This is a genomic window from Yersinia massiliensis (assembly GCF_003048255.1).
Lineage (GTDB): Bacteria > Pseudomonadota > Gammaproteobacteria > Enterobacterales > Enterobacteriaceae > Yersinia > Yersinia massiliensis_A.
Genome location: NZ_CP028487.1, coordinates 2,405,704 through 2,424,727, shown reverse-complemented (window position 1 = coordinate 2,424,727; position 19,024 = coordinate 2,405,704). Strand labels below are relative to the sequence as shown.

The window sequence follows — 19,024 nt, the reverse complement described above, 5'->3', positions numbered from 1 at the left end:
ATTATTTAGTCTCACGCTTCATCGTCATTGGAAGAGTCGTATTAGCGTCATATTTGCCTTTGCAATCGGCAACGCCGCTGACACCTTGTTTACAGACGATCTCGGGGATTTGATATTTAGAGCCATCGCTGCACTGCGCCCTGTAGCGGCTATTGATCACCAAGTTACCTGACTTCATCAGTCCGGCCGTGATGTTTGCACGGCAGGTGACATTATCGCCGTGGGTGATTCTTACCGTACCTTTGCCATTTTTAATCTGATATCTCAGACTGGGCGCTTTCCCCGTATGGGCAGCTTTAATCTCTGGGCTGACACGCCAGTTACCGTTAAGGAACGCCGTCGATCCCACTTTGACCGCGTCGAAAGGCAGTATCAGTTCATTTTTATTTTCAGTGGCGTTGGCAACTGGCGCGCTAGCGGGTTCAACAACGATAGGTGCAGGGATAACAGTGGCATGACCCAATGGAAGTGTTGGCTCCGCTAAAGGCTGTGGAGTCTTGACTTCTGGTTGTGCCAGATTAATTGACGGGGTTGCAGGCGTTTGCAAAACGGTAGGGGCTGTTTTATCTTCAGCCGGCTTATCGTCAGTTACTTTATCGTCAGTAACTGTATCCTCAATGACCGCTGCATTAGCCTCTGGGACAGCAGAGGGTTTATCTGTCATTCCCCCACTGAACTGCACGATCAATGCGATGATTAACGCCACCACGGGTAACGCCCAACTGAATCGCAACCAATTAATGGTTTTTTTGATGGGTTCAACGGTCGGTATTGGTGGCACAACAACCTCGAGCGGCGGAGCCGGTGGCGCTTCAAGCTCAGGCGGTAATTCGGCGGCAGGGCTAACCGGCGGGGCAATAGGGGTAATTGGCGCGGCACTCAGGGTGGTGATCGGTGGCTCGGTAATCTCAGCCGTCTGACGGAGACAATCTAGCGGGTCAGCGCGCATTTTTTTATCTTGGCTAATAAAGCCCCAGAACGTCACGACAGGTTTACCCGCCACTAAATAGACGTAGCTTTGATCCGGAAATTGCAAGGTTTTCGCGAGCAGGACACCGAAGAGTCGTTGAGCGGCCTTATCTGATTTTTGCGCACGCTGACACAAGTCGCTCATGCTCGACAGGCACACGGACAACTGCTTTATCGCTGCTTTACGCTCAGCGTGACTGGCCGCCATCCACGAGGTGACTTTGCCCTCCGCAGGGGCATACCAATCAATGCGGTCGCCTTGCTCATTGACCTGAGGAATGGCTAAGCAATCAGCGATATGCTGCTGTTTTTTAAGGCGTAATGCCTCTCTGATCTGAAGTGCTGATGCATAAACCGGTTGCCCGTTTTCGCCCAACGCTAGCAGATCGTCCAAACTACCACTGCGTAAAAATGATTTCGCCACGCAAAAAAGACCTTTGTAATGAATCCCAAGGCAGAAAATAATGTGTTATCTGCGACAACCTATACTTTAGTGTTGAGAAGCGGAATCAAACGCCGGAATAAGTGGCAAAATGGCACCTTGTTTGTCGAAAACAGTTAATTTAAAAAACAATTCGCGGTGGCACTGTCATATTTTTAATGCATGATGATTCTGGCGAAGCGACTCATTGAGAAATTTAGTCACACGGCTTTGGCGTAATAAAAGGAGTTATTTTGAATCAATCACAAGCGACAACTTATCTCTCAGCAACCGAGGCGATTGATCGGCTGGAGACGTTATACGACTCTGCACTGGCAGCATTACGTGATGCGATCAGTGCATTTATTCGCGACGGTTCTTTGCCGGATGTGGGGGAGCGGGCTAAGGGGTTATTCTCATATCCCCAATTGAGTGTGAGTTGGGATGGTCGGTTCCGTGACCACCAACGTACTCGTGCTTATGGGCGTTTCTCGCGTACGGGTCAATACAGCACCACTATCACGCGGCCAGCGCTGTTCCGCGAATACCTGACAGAGCAGCTGTCTCTGCTAGAAACTGAGTATGGTGCCGTATTTGAAGTGACACCGTCACAACAAGAAATGCCATATCCTTTTGTTATTGATGGTTCCGACCTGATTCTGGATCGCTCGATGACGGCGGGGCTTGCACAGCATTTCCCAACCACTGATCTGGCGAAAATAGGCGATGGTATCACTGACGGAATAGATACTGCCTCAGCGGATTTCCCGTTATCGCATTTTGATGCGCTGCGCACTGATTTTTCACTGGCGCGTCTGAAACACTATACCGGTACGCCGGCAGAACATATTCAACCCTATATTCTTTTTACCAATTATAGCCGTTACGTTGATGAGTTTGTCAGTTGGGCTTGCGAGCAAATTCTGGACCCAACTAGCCCTTATATCGCGCTATCCTGTGCCGGTGGCAGCTACATTACGGCGGAAACGGCCGATCCGGAAAGAACCACTTCGGATTTAGCTTGGAAGAAACATCAAATGCCCGCCTATCACTTAATCGCTGAAAGCGGGCATGGCATCACTTTAGTGAATATTGGTGTAGGTCCATCCAATGCCAAAACTATTTGTGATCATTTGGCGGTATTACGGCCGCACGCTTGGCTAATGATCGGGCATTGTGGTGGTTTGCGAGAAAGTCAGGCGATCGGTGATTATGTTCTGGCGCATGCCTATTTACGTGACGACCATGTACTTGATGCAGTATTACCGCCGGATATCCCCATTCCAAGTATCGCCGAGGTTCAGCGGGCACTATACGATGCCACCAAAGCAGTGAGTGGTATGCCGGGCGTTGAGGTAAAACAGCGGCTTCGTACCGGTACAGTGGTGACCTCAGACGATCGTAACTGGGAACTGCGTTTTTCTGCTTCGGCGCTGCGTTTCAGCCTCAGTCGTGCAGTGGCTGTGGATATGGAGAGTGCGACTATTGCGGCACAAGGTTATCGCTTCCGTGTACCTTATGGCACGTTACTTTGTGTTTCAGATAAGCCCTTACACGGTGAGATTAAATTACCGGGTCAGGCCAATCACTTCTATGAGGGGGCAATTTCAGAGCATTTGCAGATAGGGATTCGAGCCATAGATTTACTGCGCGCAGAAGGTGATCAATTACATTCACGTAAATTACGGACCTTCAACGAACCACCATTCCGCTAATAAGAACTGACCGCCGCAATAAATGGCGATAACCCGTGAGCAGGTTTTTTAGAGGCTTCCCTCTTATATAGTTAAAAAGAGGGAAGCAAATAAAAATGATTTAACGTCGAACACCGGTACCGATACTGATCGAAGATATTCCTCCCGAGCCACCACTCACGCCGACATGACCGGTATTGGCACAGCTGATTAAGAGCAGTGCAATCATCACTGTCAGTAAACTCTTCATTTAGCATCCTTCGCGGATCATACATTAGATAACTCATTATATCTCAACAGCGGAATAGGTCGCCATCGAACTCATATACAGCGCAAATGTATAGCGATGATAGCTAGTTTCAACCTGATTGGAGACAGTATCTGTTTAATAATCAGATCAACGACTTTGCTCCCATTTAATCAAGAGAATCCGCTATGCACTTTACTCAAGCCATTGCCAGACTCCCAGCAGACACTTGTGGTCACGGTCAGACAACGTCCAAATTAGGTGCACCTGATGTTGCGGCCACGGGACAACAGTTTCTAGCCTATGTGGACACGTTGCTGCGACTGGGATTGAAAGTGACTATTTTACCTGCAGCTCCTGCTTATCCTGATGCGCATTTTGTTGAAGATACTGCGGTAGTGATGCCGGAGTTAGCGGTGATAACACACCCAGGCGCGCCAAGTCGCCAAGGGGAGGTGGATACCATCGAACCACTCTTTACTGATCGACCTGTTTTTCGGATGAGCAATAAAGGGCATCTTGATGGCGGCGATGTTTTGTTAGTGGGTAAACAATTCTTCATCGGGCTGACCTCGCGGACTGATCAGGTCGGGATTACTGAATTCACGGGTGCAGTTCAGCAATATGGTTACAGTGTCACCGATATTGAAGTCAGTGCGGGACTGCACCTTAAGTCGATTGTTAACTACGTGGGCCGCAACACGTTACTGCTGACGGAGGATTACCAGCATCATCCTGCATTTGCTGCGTTTGATACCATTGTTATCCCTGAAGCGGAATCCTATGCTGGTAATACTTTATGGATTAACGATACGTTAATTACGCCGCAGGGTTATCCTTACACCTTGGCACAAATTGAAAAACTGGGGATGCCAATCATCCAGCTCAATACCAGTGAGTTTAAAAAAATGGATGGCGGCTTGACCTGCCTCTCACTTCGTTTCTAATGACTTATCGCTTATAACGACTTGCCAACACCGGGATTTTAATCATGAAAAAGACATTAGTTGCATTGTTTACTGGCCTGATACTTTCTGCTCCGATGCTTTCTACCCCAGTTGCAGCTCAAACGATTGAGACGATCAGTTTTGGTGTGGACGGCGGGTATCCACCTTTTGACGTGCTTTCACCTAACGGCGAAATAACAGGTTTTGATATCGATATCGCCAATGCATTGTGTGACAATTTGCATGCTAAATGTGTATTTGTGAAGCAACCGTTCGAAAGCATGATTGCCGCGCTTAACGCTAAAAAGTTCGATGCGATTATTGCGTCTCTTAGCATCACGGATGAACGTAAAAAAGAAGTCGATTTTACTGATCGCTATTATCGCAGTTCAGCCCAATTAGTCGCGCGTAAAGGCAGCCCGTTGTTGCCAGACGCCGCGAGCCTGAAAGGCAAAACTGTCGGCGTGCAAACAGGTTCGATTCACGAAACCTATGCTAAAAAACATTGGGGCGGGCAAGGGGTGAAAATTGTCTCCTATGCCAATCAGGATAACGTTTACTTAGATCTCCTGTCTGGGCGTATTAATGCCTCGCTGCAAGATAATATTCAAGCCGCTAGCAGCTTTATCGATACACCGCGCGGGCAAAAATTTGCGTTTGCTGGCCCCGTTATCCAAGACGAAACCATCTCATCTGATGTCGGAATCGCAGTAGGTAAAGACAACCCTGCATTACGTGATGCATTGAATGGTGCAATCAAGGCTATCCGTGCTGATGGCACCTATGATGCCATTCAGAAGAAATATTTCAGTTTCGATATTTACGGCAACTGAGTTTGATGACCATCTGATTTTAATGGCTTGTCAAAATTAACATTGTTATCCAAAAAGCAGTGTTATTCATAAAGCATTGTTATTCAAAAACAGCTGGATGGGCGCTGATTTGTCCAGATGCAATTTGTCAGCGGCGGGAGGCCGATAATGGTTGTAGAGTATTTGCCATTACTGGCCCATGGGGCAGGATTATCGCTGTGTGTGATGCTACTTTCATTATTGGTGGCGCTCACCTTGGGGCTGATTAATGCGGTCATTAAGCTCTTTGGCCCACGCTGGCTGCGTTGGATATCGACAGGTTACACCACGTTAGTACGGGGTATTCCTGAACTGGTCATCATGTTGCTGTTGTTCTTTGGCGGTGAAATGTTGGTGAACGGATTCCTTAGCTTATTGGGGCTGGGACCCGTTCGCTTCAATACTTTTATCTCTGGGGTATTGGCGATTGGTATTGTGTTCGGCGCGTACTACACCGAAACCTTCCGCGGGGCGTTTCAAACGGTGGATCGTGGGCAGCTTGAAGCTGCGGTGGCTTATGGTATGCGCCCAGGGCAAGTGTTCAGGCGCATTATGTTGCCGCAAATGCTCAGCTTTGCGATTCCGGGTATCAATAATAACTGGCTAGGATTAATGAAGGCGTCGGCACTGATCTCCATTCTCGGTTTGGAAGATATGGTGTGGTTGGCTGAGCAGGCGGGGCGAGCGACACAAAAACCGTTCTTGTTCTACTTCTTGGTGGCGCTTATCTATATGGTCATTACTGCGCTTTCTAGTTGGGGTTTTAGCCTCCTTGCTCGGCGCTATGCGCTTTCAACCTCAACTGCGGCGAGGGCGCGCTAATGAACCTACAAACCATACTGGAAGCTGTCCCGACTTTTTTGTATAGCGATGGTTCTGAGACGACGGGTCTGGCAATGACCGCCAAACTGTTTTTATTGTCAGTGGTGCCGGGTATGTTGCTTGCATTACTGATGGCGGTCGGGCAGGCATTTGGCCCTCGACCACTGGCATGGCTTATTCGCAGCTTCACCTATTTTTTTCGCAGTACGCCGCTCTACCTGCAACTGATGCTGATTTATTATGGCCTATCCCAATTTGATATCGTGCAACTGGGCTGGCAGGATGATCAACCTTTCTGGCTATTGTTCCGCGATGCCACTTTTTGTGCCACTTTAGCACTGGTGCTGAATACCAGTGCGTACGTCGCTGAGTTATTGGCGGGCATGATGATCACTTTCCCGCGCCAAGAATGGGTAGCGGGTGAAGCGTTTGGCATGAGCCAATGGCAGATTATTCGGCGTTTAGTGCTACCCGCAACGCTGCGGCGCGGTATCCCGGCACTCAATAACGAAATGGTATTTTTGCTACATGCCACGTCTCTTGCGAGTACGGTGACGTTACTGGATATCACTGGTGTAGCGAGGGCTTTTTACGCCTCAACCTATTCACCGTTTATCCCCTTTTTGATGGCAGCCGCGCTTTATCTATTGTGTACTTTTATGCTGATCTTTTTATTTTCGCGGGCAGAACGGCGTTGGCTCGCCTTTGCCCGCCATGATTAAGTTTTTCAGGTGCGTTTAATGACCTGTAACTCTGTAAGGGTAACGATTTTATCGACCCGAAATTTTTTGCTGGTCAGCCAGTTATCCGCCAGCAAGCGATAATGTTCCATGTTGCGGCACCCAATGCGAACCAAGAAATCAAAACTGCCGCCGACCAACCAGCAATCCAGTACTTCCGGCGTTTTACGGACTTCTTGCTCGAATGCCGCTTGCGATTGACCATGATCAGCCAAAGCAATTTGCGCCTGAATCACGAAGGCATGCTCTGGCTCCGGTAGCTCAACAATCGCACTGTAGCCGCGAATAATACCGGCGCGCTCCAATAGCCGCACACGCTCAAGGCAGGGGCGCGCAGTCAGATTCACCTGCTCAGACAGCTTCTGATAAGAGATGCGACCATCTTGGCTGAGGATTTCGAGGATTTTTTTGTCAATTCGGTCAAGTCGGGCTTTCTTTTCCACAGATAGGACGTCCAATGAAAATCAATCATCATAAGTTACCTGAACATGCCCTCGGTGGGCAGCGTCAATTAACCCATTTTTATTTTGGCCAGCCGGGCTTAGGCGAAAAAATTTACCTGCAAGCTGGGCTCCATGCCGATGAACTGCCCGGCATGTTGGTATTACATTATCTTAAAAGATTACTGAGCCAGGCGGAACGGCGTGGTGAAATTCAAAGTGAAATCATTGTTGTGCCGATGGCAAACCCTGCGGGCATTGCGCAAGTGTTGCTCAACAGCGGTATTGGCCGTTTCGATTTAGTCAGTGGCCGTAATTTCAATCGCGATTTCCCCGATTTGGCTCGATTGATTCCATCACACCTGATATCTAATTTACCTCCCAATAATCCTCGCCTGACCGACGAAAAAGGCTTACGCCAACACATACGAACGGCGATGGTTAACGCTCTGCAAGCTTTACCCGTGCTTAGTGAGGTTGCAGCCATACGCCAACACTTATTAGAGCTGGCTTGCGATGCAGATCTGGTGCTAGACCTTCATTGTGACGATCACGCTATCTTGCACTTATACGCCGATCCAGCTTGGCGCGATCAGGTAGAAACACTGGCGCAGTTTTTAGCTATCGACACCGTTTTGCTGTCACACGATAGCGGCGGGGGGTCTTTCGATGAAGCTTGCGGTTTACCGTGGCATCGACTGGCAGAGCAACATCCGAGCCTTCTTCAATTAGCACCGGCTTGCATGGCGGTCACTGTTGAATTGCGCGGGCAGCAAGATGTCAGCCATGCATTAGCCAGTGCCGACGCAGAACGTATCTATCACTATTTGCAGTATCGAGGCGCCATCTCAGGGAACGTGCCAGCAGTACCGCAACGTGAAATCACGATGTTGCCTTTTACCGCTGGTGAAATCGTCAGTGCGCCAGTCAGTGGTATCTTACTGCTGTTGCGCCAGCCCGGCGAATGGGTCAGTAAGGGGGAGGTGGTCGCTGAAGTCGTCGATCCCATTACCGATACGGTACAAGCCGTTCGTGCTCAAGCGGGCGGGATTATCTATGCCAGCCGGCGCGCGCCTTTTGTGACTATGGGTGCAGAAGTGATGAAGATTGCAGGCAAAACCCCCTATGAAGGGGGCGGCGAGATTGCGATGTGAAGCATAATATTGGACGTTAGAATGTCACTTTAAATGATCAAAGTCTGATGCATCGTGACGTTCAGGCAATTGTTCTTCGGGTGCGCCCCATGTGCGGTTGACAATCCGACCGCGTTGTACCGCTGGCCGTTTGGCGATATTTTCTGTCCAGCGCAGCAGATGGGTATAGGATTTCACATCCAAAAACTCCCCAGCTTCGTATTGCAGACCCAGCACCAAGTTGCCATACCACGGCCAGATAGCGATATCAGCAATGGAGTATTCATCCCCTGCGATGTATTCGCGATCTTTAAGTAGGGTGTTAAGCAAATCAAGCTGACGCTTGGCTTCCATCGTGAACCTGTCAATCGCGTATTCAATTTTCACTGGGGCATAGTGATAGAAATGACCAAAACCGCCGCCTAGATACGGCGCTGCCCCTTGTAACCAGAAGAGCCAATTCAGTGCTTCTGTGCGACCTTCGTGGGATTTCGGCAAGAAATGACCAAACTTGTCTGCTAAATACAGCAGGATGGCACCGGACTCAAACACCCTCACTGGCGTGGGTGTTGAGTGGTCCATCAAGGCTGGGATTTTCGAATTTGGATTAACGGCAACAAAGCCACTTGAGAACTGATCGCCTTCACTTATGCGTATCAAATGCGCATCGTATTCCGCTTCTTTCACACCAATGGCTAATAACTCTTCTAGCAAGATAGTGACTTTCTGGCCGTTAGGTGTTGCTAGGGAGTAAAGCTGGAGCGGATGTTTACCGACGGGTAGGGTAGCGTCAAATCGAGCACCCGCGGTAGGCCGGTTTATCTTGGACCACACTCCGCCGCTTTCATTATTTTCAGTCCAGACCTTTGGGGGCTGGTATTGGTTATCTTTCATGATGGATGACCTTTTTTGAGAATAAAGACGAACTCAATAATACGCATAATTGACACTGAAATTATACAATCTCCGTTATCTCGTACTCTCTTAGAATAAAGCGAGTTTCGGTGCCCCATTGGGAAGTTTTAATTCTTTCCTGATGTGCTGTGAAGGTGTTTTCATCGGTGAATAACTCTTCAACTGACCAAACAAGGGGATCAGCAGTGACAGCGACATCAAAGGCGATGCAGCCGGATTCATTTCTGGTTAAGCTGGTGTGCTCAGGGAGAAAGCGCTGGACAATTTGGGCTTCATCTAGATTCTGACAAATTAATCGCCCGCTTAGTTTGATCATTTTCACTCCCATTCATATCAATTAATAAGCCATTGTTTTTGCTCTATTGGCTATATCGCCCGATTATGCACTTTCTTGTAATACCTCTGACGCAGCTTCTTCGAGTTGTTGTTCTAGGCTGTTGAGGATCTTCGCTAATACGTTCTCTTGTGTTTTGAACCAGTCATCTTTATCAACATGAGAAGTGACCAGCCGCCATGATTCTTGGCCTTCTAACTCATCCAGTTCACGTAACATCACATCAATTTGATCTTTTACTTCAGTAATTTTTCTGCGCAGTCTTTCAAGGTCATCAATGCAATCACTCGCCATCAATGGCTCAAGCCCTTGTTTCAAGTTCTCTAGCAAACTGTAAATGGCGGTAAAATCACCACGCTGACGAGCTTGATTCAGTTGCACCATGAGTTGGTGGGCTTTTTCTTTAAATTCATCTGCGACGAGATCTGGATGACATAAGCGACTGGCTTGTCGCCACAATTTTTTTAACTCCAAACGTTGACCCGACGAGAGTTTTTGATGATTGCCATGCCGCTGTTCAGCATCATATTGCTGTTCTTGATAGCGCTCATATTTCTCTTTAGCTTCTTCGCGGGCTTTGCGGGTTGATTCAGTATTACGTGAGTAAACGTTGTTTTCTAACGCTTGAATTTCAATGAGTAATGATGAGATCAACGCGGTCTGTTGTTGAATTTGTTTACGTAACTCGATGGTTTCACTGGCGATAGTCGAAGGAGATAACCAACTCTGTTTGAGTTTGGCTAGTTCGTCTATAGCCTGAGCAATATATAGCTGACAGTTGTGATAATCACGTTCTTTGCGGCGGGCTTCTGCTTCGGCTTTGCGCAAGGTACTTTCAGCCAATTGTTTGCGCAAATTGAGGATCTGTTGAGTGATCGGGCCAAGCCGAACATGGTAAAGGTCGTTAAAATCGTCCAATAGCTGAATTCTTTCATTACGCTTATCAATTAACTCACTTAGCTGTTCTTCCAACGCTTTTAATTCTAACTTACAGGCAGCTAATTCAAGATCTTGCCACTGCGTAACACCATGATGGCTGTTCAACCAAGTCGAAATAGCTTTAAGCGCATTGGAATAATTTCCTTGCTCAATCGTTGCGACGATAAAAACGAGCACCGCATCATCGGCTTCACATTTTAGATAAGGAAGTTGTTGGCGAACGATATCATCATCTTCAAGCTCTATAGCGCTTTTGATGATCTCCAGCCGCTTCATGATTTTTTTCATAAGTATCTGTTTGGCTAATGGCAAAGATGGGATACATACATACTAAACAAGGACTTCAATTAGTTCCAGATGAATTAAGATGAGTACTCATTGAATGTTAATTATTACAAGGTAGGAACTCTGACGTTAAGAGACATAAGTTAAGTTGCTCCTATTTGGCAACAAGTACGACACATGAAAATAACCCCGCGAAAAACTCGAGGGGCTATTTTCTGGATTATTTCTCTGATGTTAATTCGGTTAATTTTTCTGGTGGTACTGTTTGTCCGAGTGGATTATTACCCCAACATTGTTCGTATTTCCAACCAGTTAATTCTTCGATAATAGCGCGTGGCTGCGGTTCAATATCCGCAATAGCGCCGCCAGCCTTAATGCGGGCAATTTCTTCTAGCAGAACCATATGACTTTTGCGATCAAGTTTCATTTGCGTGGTGTAATAGATGGCGACTACTGCTAGAGCCGACACACCAATAGCAAAGACACCTACGATAGCTTGAACAGCCGTTTCTGGTTGCACTGATTGGCCCGAAACAAAACCAAATTTACTCAGGGTCCAGCCCATGGCGAAAACGATGACAGAACGAACCATTTTGCCGGCGAAGGTCATTGCACCAGCATAAAGCCCCTCGCGACGACGTCCTGTTAATACTTCATCCACATCGGCCAAGAAGGTGTAAACGGTCCATGGAATATAGTAGATACCTCCAGTACTCAGGCCGAATACCACTGTAATGGCGAATAATACAATCACCGTGCTGGTATCAGACCAACCGGTGAAGTAGAGCGCGGCATAGGCGAAAACACTGACGATCACCACTTGTAAGGCAATACGGAAAGGGCGAGCAAAGCCCATTTTTACGCAGATACCGATAAAGAATGCGGTCGAGATGAGTTGCATTATTGAGCTGAAACTATTGAGTTGTGAAACCAAGACGGCGCTTTGGCGTAAGCCGAAGATAATAAAATATGTAAATGAAGAGGCAAACAACCATTCGGCGCCAAAACCAAACAAATACATCCCTAAATGCTTGCGAAAAATGCGTAACCGGAAAGTCGATGCCATATCGATGCACAGTTTTTTCACGGCTTGAACGAAACTGCTCGTCGTTTCTTTTACCACTTCGCTGGCTGGGCGTTCCCAAGAAGATACGTACAGGAAGATCATGGCGAGACACATAATGACCCCATACGCGATCCCGGTATACAAGAAGGGCATTGGCGAGTCTTTACCGTAGAAAGCAATAAATTGGCCAGGGATAAAGGCTGCCATGAAATTTGCAATTTTTCCGAATATGGCTTTTGAACCGGTTAGCTTAGAGCGCTTAGCAAAGTCGGTTGTCATTTCTGTCGCTAAGGTTTCGTAGGGCACCATGATGGAGGTGTAAATTAGCTCAAACATGGCGTAGGTGACGAGGTAATACCAAAACCCAAAACCGCTCACCCAAAGCAAGGGATAAAATAAGACCAGTGGAATACCAATCAGAATAAAGAAGCGACGGCGGCCAAACATTCGGCCAAGACGAGTATTGTAAAAGTTATCGGTTATGTAACTTACCCAGATAATTGGCTTAAAAAAGAAGGTGTTTGAGCAAATCGAGATGAGAGAGATTTGAGTATCTGTCTGGACTTTATTTTTTTGTGACTGATATCACAAAAATATTGAAATGCCGTTCTGAAAGCGGTAAGCTCTGTTTTGTGATACGCGTCACACAATGAATATTTCAATCACACAGAGGAACAACAAATGAAAAACGTCTATAACATTGGCAAATTATTCGAAAAATTGGGCGATGCATACGATGATTTTTGTCAGCGTATTGGCTCTGTCGTTTCACCGTTTTAATGGGGTGCTTTAGTGGTTGTCACTCGTATTAGCAAAGGGTGGAAACGGTAAGATCATCACCTTTTGCTATACGTGTTAACCACATCCTATTATCGGAGTAAAAAGTGACTAGATGTTGCCAAAATAAACAAAAAGAGCAGGGCAGTCAGGCAACAATTAATGGAATAGAATCTCTTAATAATACTCAAGTCAGTCCGGAGAAATGCCTGTGAGTGCAAGTTCTCCTGTCCCGTATTCCCGACATTTATTTCGCTACACCCCATTTAGAAACTTATTTCTTGCCCGCCTTCTCACCGTATTAGGTAATGGCATTGCCCCGATTGCCTTGGCTTTCGCTGTGTTGGATATCGGTGGTTCTGCAACTGATCTCGGGCTGGTTGTGGCGGCACGTTCAATTTTTAATGTCGCGTTCTTGTTGATTGGCGGTGTGCTAGCTGATCGCTATTCCCGAAGTCTCGTTTTACTCTCTTCATCAACGATTGCCGCTTTATCTCAAGCAGTGGTGGCTTGGTTGGTGTTGGATGGCACAGCGACGGTTATCGGATTGGCGTTACTCGGTACCATTAATGGTGCCGCAGCAGGCGTCGCTTTACCGGCATCCTCGGCAATGGTGCCGCAGACTGTCCCAAAATATCACCTCAGAACGGCAAATGCTTTTATCCAAGTTGGTATCTATGCGGGCACGGTGATCGGAGCCTCTTTAGGGGGAATTCTGACAAGCGCAATTGGGCCAGGATGGGGCTTAGCAGTCGATGCCTTGGGTTTCGCCGCTGCCGCACCGTTGTATTACTTCATTCGGGTTAATCCAACACTGTCCCAAGAATCGAACACAAACATTTTGCAGGATCTGCGCGATGGCTGGAAAGAATTCATCGCTCACTCATGGGTTTGGTCCATCGTAGCCCAATTTACTATTGTGAATGCTGCTTTCAGTGGCGTTGTCATGATTCTTGGCCCCATTGTGGCTGATGCATCGTTTGGACGGGTAGGTTGGGGCATTATTGTTGCGGCACAGAGTATCGGCTTAATCGTCGGTTCATTTATTGCACTGCGGTGGCGTCCAAGGCGGGATCTTTTTGTTGGCGTCTTACTCGTTTCATTGTGCGCTGTCCCGATTGTTCTCCTGAGTGTCGCGCCTTCGACAACGGTACTTATGGGGGCATTTTTTGTTGCCGGTGTTGGTTTTGGTCAATTCGGCGTTGTATGGGCGAATTCGTTACAAACTCATATTCCTCCTGAGAAACTTGCTCGTGTTTATGCCTATGATGCATTGGGATCATTTATTGCAATCCCAGTTGGAGAACTCGCGGCCGGTCCTCTTGCTATGCATTACGGCACTTCGGGGGTTTTATTAGTTTCAGCCGCCGCAGTGGTGATAGCGACGATTGCAGCGAGCCTGATACCATCGATTAGGAAACTCGATAATTCCCCAAGAGTGAAATCGCAGATCTAGATTTTTTGCTTATAGTTAAGTAAAAGAATCAAACAAACCTTTACAAGAACGATATTAAAGAAAGTCATACAGATAGCATCACTGACGGTGACTTTTTTTCGAGAGGTATTGCCATGGCTCACAAGAAAGACAGCCTAGAACTGGATGAGGATATTTGCGTTCATATATTCACGGCATCGGCTGGTATGGTCGGTGTTTGCATTACGGTTATTGGGATATTTCAGGTGATCACGGCATTAAGGCGTGAAGACACACTGGGCGACGACTTGCTGGCAGTTAACGCAATTCTCTATTTGATCACGACAGTACTATCATATTGGGCGCTGAGAACCCGAAAATTGCGCCGTAACCATGCGCTGGAAAAAGTTATTGATGTGCTCTTTTTGCTAGCACTGACTTTCACCACAGTGGTCGCGGGTGTGATTACTTGGGCGATGACATTTAAGTAGCGTGGCCATGAGTAGAGGGGAGGTAACAGCAACATGAGACATAATATAACTCAGGGTGGGCATGTATCTGTGACGATGGGAACTCACGAATGCAATTTAACATAATATACATTATGCGCACCAAGGTGAGAGTACGTAAAATCTGATGTTTTACCGCTGTCATTTGTTCTGTGTGGTCACTGAAAGTTTACTTTGTAAATCTTGCCGTCAGCCCCAGACGATTATAAGAATGGGCCCGCGACCAGCTTCATTGAAGCACTATGCTGGCCGCTGGCAAAATCAATTGATAATGACACGGCCATTTAGCGGCTGCACTGGCCGATTGTTGGCATGGTGCTTCATTGCAGAGCTAAATTGACTGACCTGCTCAGCGGAAATATTTACCGGTTCCTTAAACACGATCCAACGAACACCTTCAGAACATGGCGGCGTCGTTAACGAAGCGCTGAAGCGATAAAACTTTTGCTGCTTATCTGAAAGCGTCTTGATATCGATTGGCTTGCTCAGAGCAATACTCTGACCCGCTTCCGTGGGCATTTTTTGCCAAGCCTCAGTCAGCTGTTGGTTTGGTTTACCCTCTTTGAACATGAGCGCTAATACGGCTAATGCGCCATCTTTATCTTTAAATACAAAGTGAGCTTCCAGCGGGAATTGTTTGCCATCGATCAGGTTCTCACTGGGTGAATGGAAATGGAATTGTTGCAGTGTGAACGTATCTTCATCCAATACCAACGTGCTCCCGTTTGTCACGTTGACCTGTATTGTATGACCGTTATTGACCATTTCCTGTTTACTTGGCTGAGTAGTCAATTGAAGATTGCTATGATGGGTTTTGAGTGAGTCATGAATATTAATAGGAGATTGATTTTTGCCGGTACTACATAACGAAAAATCAGGCGAGATTTTACTCCAATTTTCAGGACCATCCTGTCCATCATAACCCCAATGAGGAGCATGTTCTGCAGCAATACACGAGAAACTAGTGACTAACATAGCCATAAGAAGTAACTTTCTTTTCATTTTTAATTTGCACCATTATTCTGAATAATAACTTAAGGTAATCACTACACACTGACGTTTATACTTTTCCATTTTTTTGTTACTCAATAGTAAAACTCATTCCGTAGCCACGCTAACTATTTCAACGCGTGACTATAAAAGTAATCAACAAACCAATATAAAATAACGGGAAAAGAATATAATTCAGTAATTGCATTAAAATCAACGAGAAACATCTTATTATTTTGATTTTTATTTATCGATAAATGTATTTAAATTCAATTGGATGAGTATTAGCTCATCGCAAAGAACTATGCTGGAAATTACCCCTCGAAAAGTGGTTTGTTTGTCTTGTGGTAGTACAGAATATCTGTATATTATACTTCACATTAAGTAAGGTATGTGTATAAATAAATTCCTATGAATTATTTTGAATTACAACCCGTGTGGAAACTGCCGAACATAATTAAATAGTATTGGCCACAGCAGTCATTATCCACTTCATAATTACGAGGTGTATGATCAGCATAATGACATATGCGAAATAGTCTATCTTTCCCCTACTCCACTTTTATCCTCAATACCGCATCAGTCTTCTTCATCTATGCCTCGCTATCGCTTTCTATCATCACGAATGTAATGTGCAAGATTCTTAAAAAGAGGTGATTTACTGGATAAAACAAGTAATGAGAACAATACTTATCCTTCCAAAGAAATAGATTTACTCACGCGTAAAAATATTTGATGAGAGGAATTATTATGAATTTATCAAAAACTATCACAACGTTAGTTCTCTTGGGTGCATTTTCTACCGGTGCTATCGCCGCCGAATTGCTAACAAAAGAAGATCTCAATAAAAGTCCTGATCAGTATGAAAAAATTGGTAACATCGTCACCGCTGGCGAGTTAGCCCCCAGTGACGCCAAGGAAGAATTGTCTAAAAAAGCCGATGAGCTTGGTGGTGACTATTTTGTTGTGACATCAGCGATGACCAATGACAAAATCCATGCGACTGCTGATGTGTATAAGAAAAAATAGTGATGACGATATATTTCCAACATAAATTAAGCTGTCGTTCAGACAGCTTAATTTTTTGTTCTTATCCAAAAATGTTTTCATCTGCCGCAAGCCCCCTTCTTTCTCCCCACTGATTCCGGTATGCTCAAAATAACTCATAAAAATCTGCAGATTTGAAACGTGATTTCAGTGTTTACTTTCTGTCATTATACCTATTCAAATCAATTTATTGCCCGTTAGCTCTAAGGTGAAAATCATGCGCTCGACTGCACTGCGTGGGTCTGCATTGCCATTACTCGTCGCCGGTGCTTTCTTTATGGAAAATCTTGATGCGACGGTCATTGTTACCGCGATGCCACAGATGGCTTCAACATTTTCTGTACATCCCATTGATATGAATATTGGGATTTCTGCTTACATTCTTACTTTGACGGTATTTATCCCTGCCAGTGGCTGGATTGCTAATCGCTTCGGTGCGCGTAATATCTTTGCCGCTGCCATGGTTATTTTCACCTTGGCATCCGTGTTTTGCGCATTGAGTACTGATCTGCTGACCTTCACGGGGGCTCGAATTTTACAGGGATTCGGTGGCGCAATGATGGTGCCAGTAGGCCGGTTAATTGTCCTGCGTAATACGGCTAAATCTGATCTCATAAAAGCGATTGCCACGATTACCTGGCCAGGCTTAGTCGCCCCTATTCTCGGTCCACCGGTAGGCGGTTTCATTACCACTTATGCCTCTTGGCATTGGATATTTATTTTAAATGTGCCGCTGGGTGTTATTGGTTTATGGTTGGCATGGCGGCTTATCCCGCAAGAGTTACCGCAAAAAGAAACGCCTTTCGATATGCTCGGTTTTGTCCTTACCGGTTCAGCCTGCTTTAGTTTGATGCTGGGACTTGAACTCTTCAACCATCAAACCTTGTCACGTGTTGTCCCTCTAATATGTATTGCAGGCAGTCTGATATTGGGCTTGTTAGCGGTTTATCATGCTAAACGCCAGACTTTCCCACTAGTTGATCTTTGGGCTTTACGCATTAAAAGTTACAGTGTCACCATATGGAGTGGTAGTGTATTTCGCATGGCCATAGGCGCAGTACCCTTTTTATTACCTCTACTCTTCCAGATTGGGTTTGGTTTGAGTGCGTTTGATGCAGGTTTATTGGTGTTGGCGGTATTTGCCGGCAACTTAGCCATGAAACCTTTTACCTCTGCGATCCTATATCGCTTTGGTTTTCGCCCGACACTGCTCGTGAATGGATTATTAAATGCAGTCACTATCTTTGCCTATGCTTTGATGACCCCTGATACACCCCATGCTTTGATTATAGTGCTGCTATTTATCAGTGGATTGACACGGTCTATGCAGTTTACTGCGCTAAATACTTTAGCGTATTCAGAAGTACCGGCAGCCAAGATGTCAGGAGCCAACACGTTTTCGAATATGGCTCAACAGTTGTCGATGGGCTTGGGAATCGCGATAGGTGCGCTGGCGCTGCGAATTGCTGAGTGGTTTCATCCCTATCGAGCAGGCATGATTCCGTTGGAAAATTTCCAGATAGCATTTGTGGTCATTGGTATGGTCGCATTATTATCGATAATCGATACCCTGACACTTAATCGTGATGCGGGTGATGAGGTCCGTAAGAGGCCATCAAAACGCTGAAAGACAGAAATGACTCACGGTAATGGCTTCTGTTTATCGTTAAGAGTATGTTAATCATATCAATTATATTTTTAGCAACGAAATAAGGAATGCATATGATCGTTTTCGTCACAGGTGCGACCTCTGGTTTTGGTGAGGCTATCGCCCGTAAATTTATTAGTCACGGTCATCAGGTTATTGCGACAGGCCGCCGTCAAGAACGTCTGGAAGAATTAAAGGATGAGCTGGGTGATAAACTGCATATCGTGAAGCTAGACGTACGAAACCGTGCGGCGATTCAGCAGGTTATTGATGATTTACCGACTGAATTGAAGAATATCGATCTGCTGGTTAACAACGCAGGCTTAGCATTAGGATTGGAACCAGCGCATAAAGCCAATGCTGACGACTGGGATACAATGATTGATACCAATACCAAAGGTTTGGTGAATATGACTCGTGCTTTACTGCCAGCCATGGTTGAACGCAATGTCGGTCATGTTATCAATATTGGTTCTACAGCGGCAAACTGGCCGTATGCAGGCGGGAATGTCTACGGCGCGACGAAAGCATTTGTTAAGCAATTCAGTTTGGGTCTGCGTGCTGACCTGCAGGGTACACGTGTTCGCGTCACGGATATCGAACCTGGCATGGTGGGCGGCACTGAGTTTTCATCAGTGCGCTTTAAAGGTGATGGCGATAAAGTTAACAAAACCTATGATGGCGCGAACCCTCTGACGCCTGAGGATATCTCAGAAGCGGTATATTGGGTTGCCACCCTGCCTGCTCGGGTGAATATTAACTCAATCGAAATGATGCCGGTGAGCCAATCCTTTGCTGGGTTAAGCATCCACCGCGAAAGTTAAAATCAAGCTATC

18 protein-coding genes and 1 pseudogene are annotated in these 19,024 nt (G+C 46.2%); 11 read left to right on the top strand and 8 right to left on the bottom strand.

The annotated features are described in order from the left end of the window. Window position 1: 1 nt before the first annotated feature. Window positions 2–1,393, bottom strand: a complete 1,392-nt coding sequence (locus DA391_RS11350) for an SrfA family protein (RefSeq protein WP_057642909.1) — start codon at window positions 1,391–1,393, stop codon at window positions 2–4. 251 nt (window positions 1,394–1,644) lie between these two features. On the opposite strand from DA391_RS11350, the gene DA391_RS11345 reads away from it, so the two are divergent. Then, the gene (locus DA391_RS11345) at window positions 1,645–3,105 is read left to right on the top strand and encodes an AMP nucleosidase (protein ID WP_050285622.1); all 1,461 of its coding nucleotides are present in this window, start codon (window positions 1,645–1,647) and stop codon (window positions 3,103–3,105) included. A gap of 100 nt (window positions 3,106–3,205) precedes the next feature. On the opposite strand, the gene DA391_RS24590 is transcribed toward DA391_RS11345, so the two are convergent. Then, window positions 3,206–3,334 (bottom strand): hypothetical protein, encoded by a 129-nt coding sequence (locus tag DA391_RS24590; RefSeq protein WP_254911742.1) that lies wholly within the window; start codon window positions 3,332–3,334, stop codon window positions 3,206–3,208. Between the two features lie 185 nt (window positions 3,335–3,519). Here DA391_RS24590 and DA391_RS11340 point away from each other — a divergent pair, with 185 nt between their 5' ends. From DA391_RS11340 to DA391_RS11325, 4 genes are all read left to right on the top strand, one after another. Continuing rightward, complete coding sequence (locus DA391_RS11340) at window positions 3,520–4,278, top strand: dimethylarginine dimethylaminohydrolase family protein (RefSeq protein ID WP_108087713.1); 759 nt, start codon at window positions 3,520–3,522, stop codon at window positions 4,276–4,278. Between the two features lie 44 nt (window positions 4,279–4,322). Then, window positions 4,323–5,111, top strand: coding sequence for an ABC transporter substrate-binding protein (locus DA391_RS11335; protein WP_019209998.1), 789 nt, complete (start codon window positions 4,323–4,325; stop codon window positions 5,109–5,111). Between the two features lie 147 nt (window positions 5,112–5,258). Then, window positions 5,259–5,951 (top strand): ABC transporter permease, encoded by a 693-nt coding sequence (locus tag DA391_RS11330; protein ID WP_049607353.1) that lies wholly within the window; start codon window positions 5,259–5,261, stop codon window positions 5,949–5,951. After that, window positions 5,951–6,673 (top strand): ABC transporter permease, encoded by a 723-nt coding sequence (locus DA391_RS11325; RefSeq protein ID WP_050081078.1) that lies wholly within the window; start codon window positions 5,951–5,953, stop codon window positions 6,671–6,673. Before DA391_RS11330 ends, DA391_RS11325 begins: the two co-directional genes overlap by 1 nt. 5 nt (window positions 6,674–6,678) lie before the next feature. On the opposite strand, the gene DA391_RS11320 is transcribed toward DA391_RS11325, so the two are convergent. Then, the gene (locus DA391_RS11320; protein ID WP_019210001.1) at window positions 6,679–7,134 is read right to left on the bottom strand and encodes an Lrp/AsnC family transcriptional regulator; all 456 of its coding nucleotides are present in this window, start codon (window positions 7,132–7,134) and stop codon (window positions 6,679–6,681) included. Between the two features lie 14 nt (window positions 7,135–7,148). Between DA391_RS11320 and DA391_RS11315 the strand changes: the two genes are divergently transcribed. After that, window positions 7,149–8,285: a M14 family metallopeptidase gene (locus DA391_RS11315; RefSeq protein WP_108087712.1), complete on the top strand. Its 1,137-nt coding sequence runs from the start codon at window positions 7,149–7,151 to the stop codon at window positions 8,283–8,285. A gap of 24 nt (window positions 8,286–8,309) precedes the next feature. Here DA391_RS11315 and yghU read toward each other — a convergent pair whose 3' ends face one another. The 4 genes and pseudogenes from yghU to DA391_RS11295 all read right to left on the bottom strand — a co-directional run. Then, a complete protein-coding gene (gene yghU / locus DA391_RS11310) occupies window positions 8,310–9,158 on the bottom strand; it encodes a glutathione-dependent disulfide-bond oxidoreductase (protein ID WP_050081076.1) in 849 nt (282 codons plus the stop codon). A gap of 61 nt (window positions 9,159–9,219) precedes the next feature. Next, the gene (locus DA391_RS11305; protein WP_050873080.1) at window positions 9,220–9,495 is read right to left on the bottom strand and encodes a putative quinol monooxygenase; all 276 of its coding nucleotides are present in this window, start codon (window positions 9,493–9,495) and stop codon (window positions 9,220–9,222) included. A gap of 63 nt (window positions 9,496–9,558) precedes the next feature. Then, the gene (locus DA391_RS11300; protein ID WP_050081074.1) at window positions 9,559–10,740 is read right to left on the bottom strand and encodes a DNA repair protein; all 1,182 of its coding nucleotides are present in this window, start codon (window positions 10,738–10,740) and stop codon (window positions 9,559–9,561) included. A gap of 217 nt (window positions 10,741–10,957) precedes the next feature. Next, window positions 10,958–12,295, bottom strand: a pseudogene (locus DA391_RS11295) (MFS transporter); the annotation flags it as partial. A 496-nt stretch (window positions 12,296–12,791) separates the two neighbouring features. Here DA391_RS11295 and DA391_RS11290 point away from each other — a divergent pair. Together DA391_RS11290 and DA391_RS11285 are read left to right on the top strand one after the other, a co-directional pair. Next, window positions 12,792–14,036 carry an MFS transporter gene (locus DA391_RS11290; protein WP_108088270.1) on the top strand — a complete coding sequence of 415 codons (1,245 nt, stop codon included), beginning with the start codon at window positions 12,792–12,794 and terminating at the stop codon, window positions 14,034–14,036. Between the two features lie 113 nt (window positions 14,037–14,149). Further along, complete coding sequence (locus DA391_RS11285) at window positions 14,150–14,485, top strand: hypothetical protein (protein ID WP_050081072.1); 336 nt, start codon at window positions 14,150–14,152, stop codon at window positions 14,483–14,485. A 279-nt stretch (window positions 14,486–14,764) separates the two neighbouring features. Here DA391_RS11285 and DA391_RS11280 read toward each other — a convergent pair whose 3' ends face one another. Then, the gene (locus DA391_RS11280; RefSeq protein WP_050081068.1) at window positions 14,765–15,505 is read right to left on the bottom strand and encodes a carbonic anhydrase; all 741 of its coding nucleotides are present in this window, start codon (window positions 15,503–15,505) and stop codon (window positions 14,765–14,767) included. 738 nt (window positions 15,506–16,243) lie between these two features. Between DA391_RS11280 and yahO the strand changes: the two genes are divergently transcribed. The 3 genes from yahO (at window position 16,244) to ydfG (ending at window position 19,012) form a co-directional block, all read left to right on the top strand. Beyond that, window positions 16,244–16,522 (top strand): DUF1471 family periplasmic protein YahO, encoded by a 279-nt coding sequence (yahO, locus tag DA391_RS11275; RefSeq protein WP_019210013.1) that lies wholly within the window; start codon window positions 16,244–16,246, stop codon window positions 16,520–16,522. A 235-nt stretch (window positions 16,523–16,757) separates the two neighbouring features. Continuing rightward, window positions 16,758–18,167, top strand: coding sequence for an MFS transporter (locus tag DA391_RS11270; RefSeq protein WP_050081067.1), 1,410 nt, complete (start codon window positions 16,758–16,760; stop codon window positions 18,165–18,167). A gap of 95 nt (window positions 18,168–18,262) precedes the next feature. Further along, window positions 18,263–19,012 (top strand): bifunctional NADP-dependent 3-hydroxy acid dehydrogenase/3-hydroxypropionate dehydrogenase YdfG, encoded by a 750-nt coding sequence (ydfG, locus tag DA391_RS11265; protein ID WP_167398172.1) that lies wholly within the window; start codon window positions 18,263–18,265, stop codon window positions 19,010–19,012. Window positions 19,013–19,024 lie beyond the last annotated feature (12 nt).

What these genes read in the sequence shown, in the direction of transcription:
- yghU (WP_050081076.1), bottom strand. Translation starts at nt 9,158, where the DNA reads ATGAAAGATAACCAATACCAGCCCCCAAAGGTCTGGACTGAAAATAAT.
- DA391_RS11330 (WP_049607353.1), top strand. Translation starts at nt 5,259, where the DNA reads ATGGTTGTAGAGTATTTGCCATTACTGGCCCATGGGGCAGGATTATCG.
- DA391_RS11285 (WP_050081072.1), top strand. Translation starts at nt 14,150, where the DNA reads ATGGCTCACAAGAAAGACAGCCTAGAACTGGATGAGGATATTTGCGTT.
- DA391_RS11325 (WP_050081078.1), top strand. Translation starts at nt 5,951, where the DNA reads ATGAACCTACAAACCATACTGGAAGCTGTCCCGACTTTTTTGTATAGC.
- DA391_RS24590 (WP_254911742.1), bottom strand. Translation starts at nt 3,334, where the DNA reads ATGAAGAGTTTACTGACAGTGATGATTGCACTGCTCTTAATCAGCTGT.
- DA391_RS11340 (WP_108087713.1), top strand. Translation starts at nt 3,520, where the DNA reads ATGCACTTTACTCAAGCCATTGCCAGACTCCCAGCAGACACTTGTGGT.
- DA391_RS11300 (WP_050081074.1), bottom strand. Translation starts at nt 10,740, where the DNA reads ATGAAAAAAATCATGAAGCGGCTGGAGATCATCAAAAGCGCTATAGAG.
- DA391_RS11270 (WP_050081067.1), top strand. Translation starts at nt 16,758, where the DNA reads ATGCGCTCGACTGCACTGCGTGGGTCTGCATTGCCATTACTCGTCGCC.
- ydfG (WP_167398172.1), top strand. Translation starts at nt 18,263, where the DNA reads ATGATCGTTTTCGTCACAGGTGCGACCTCTGGTTTTGGTGAGGCTATC.
- DA391_RS11335 (WP_019209998.1), top strand. Translation starts at nt 4,323, where the DNA reads ATGAAAAAGACATTAGTTGCATTGTTTACTGGCCTGATACTTTCTGCT.
- DA391_RS11305 (WP_050873080.1), bottom strand. Translation starts at nt 9,495, where the DNA reads ATGATCAAACTAAGCGGGCGATTAATTTGTCAGAATCTAGATGAAGCC.
- DA391_RS11315 (WP_108087712.1), top strand. Translation starts at nt 7,149, where the DNA reads ATGAAAATCAATCATCATAAGTTACCTGAACATGCCCTCGGTGGGCAG.
- yahO (WP_019210013.1), top strand. Translation starts at nt 16,244, where the DNA reads ATGAATTTATCAAAAACTATCACAACGTTAGTTCTCTTGGGTGCATTT.
- DA391_RS11280 (WP_050081068.1), bottom strand. Translation starts at nt 15,505, where the DNA reads ATGAAAAGAAAGTTACTTCTTATGGCTATGTTAGTCACTAGTTTCTCG.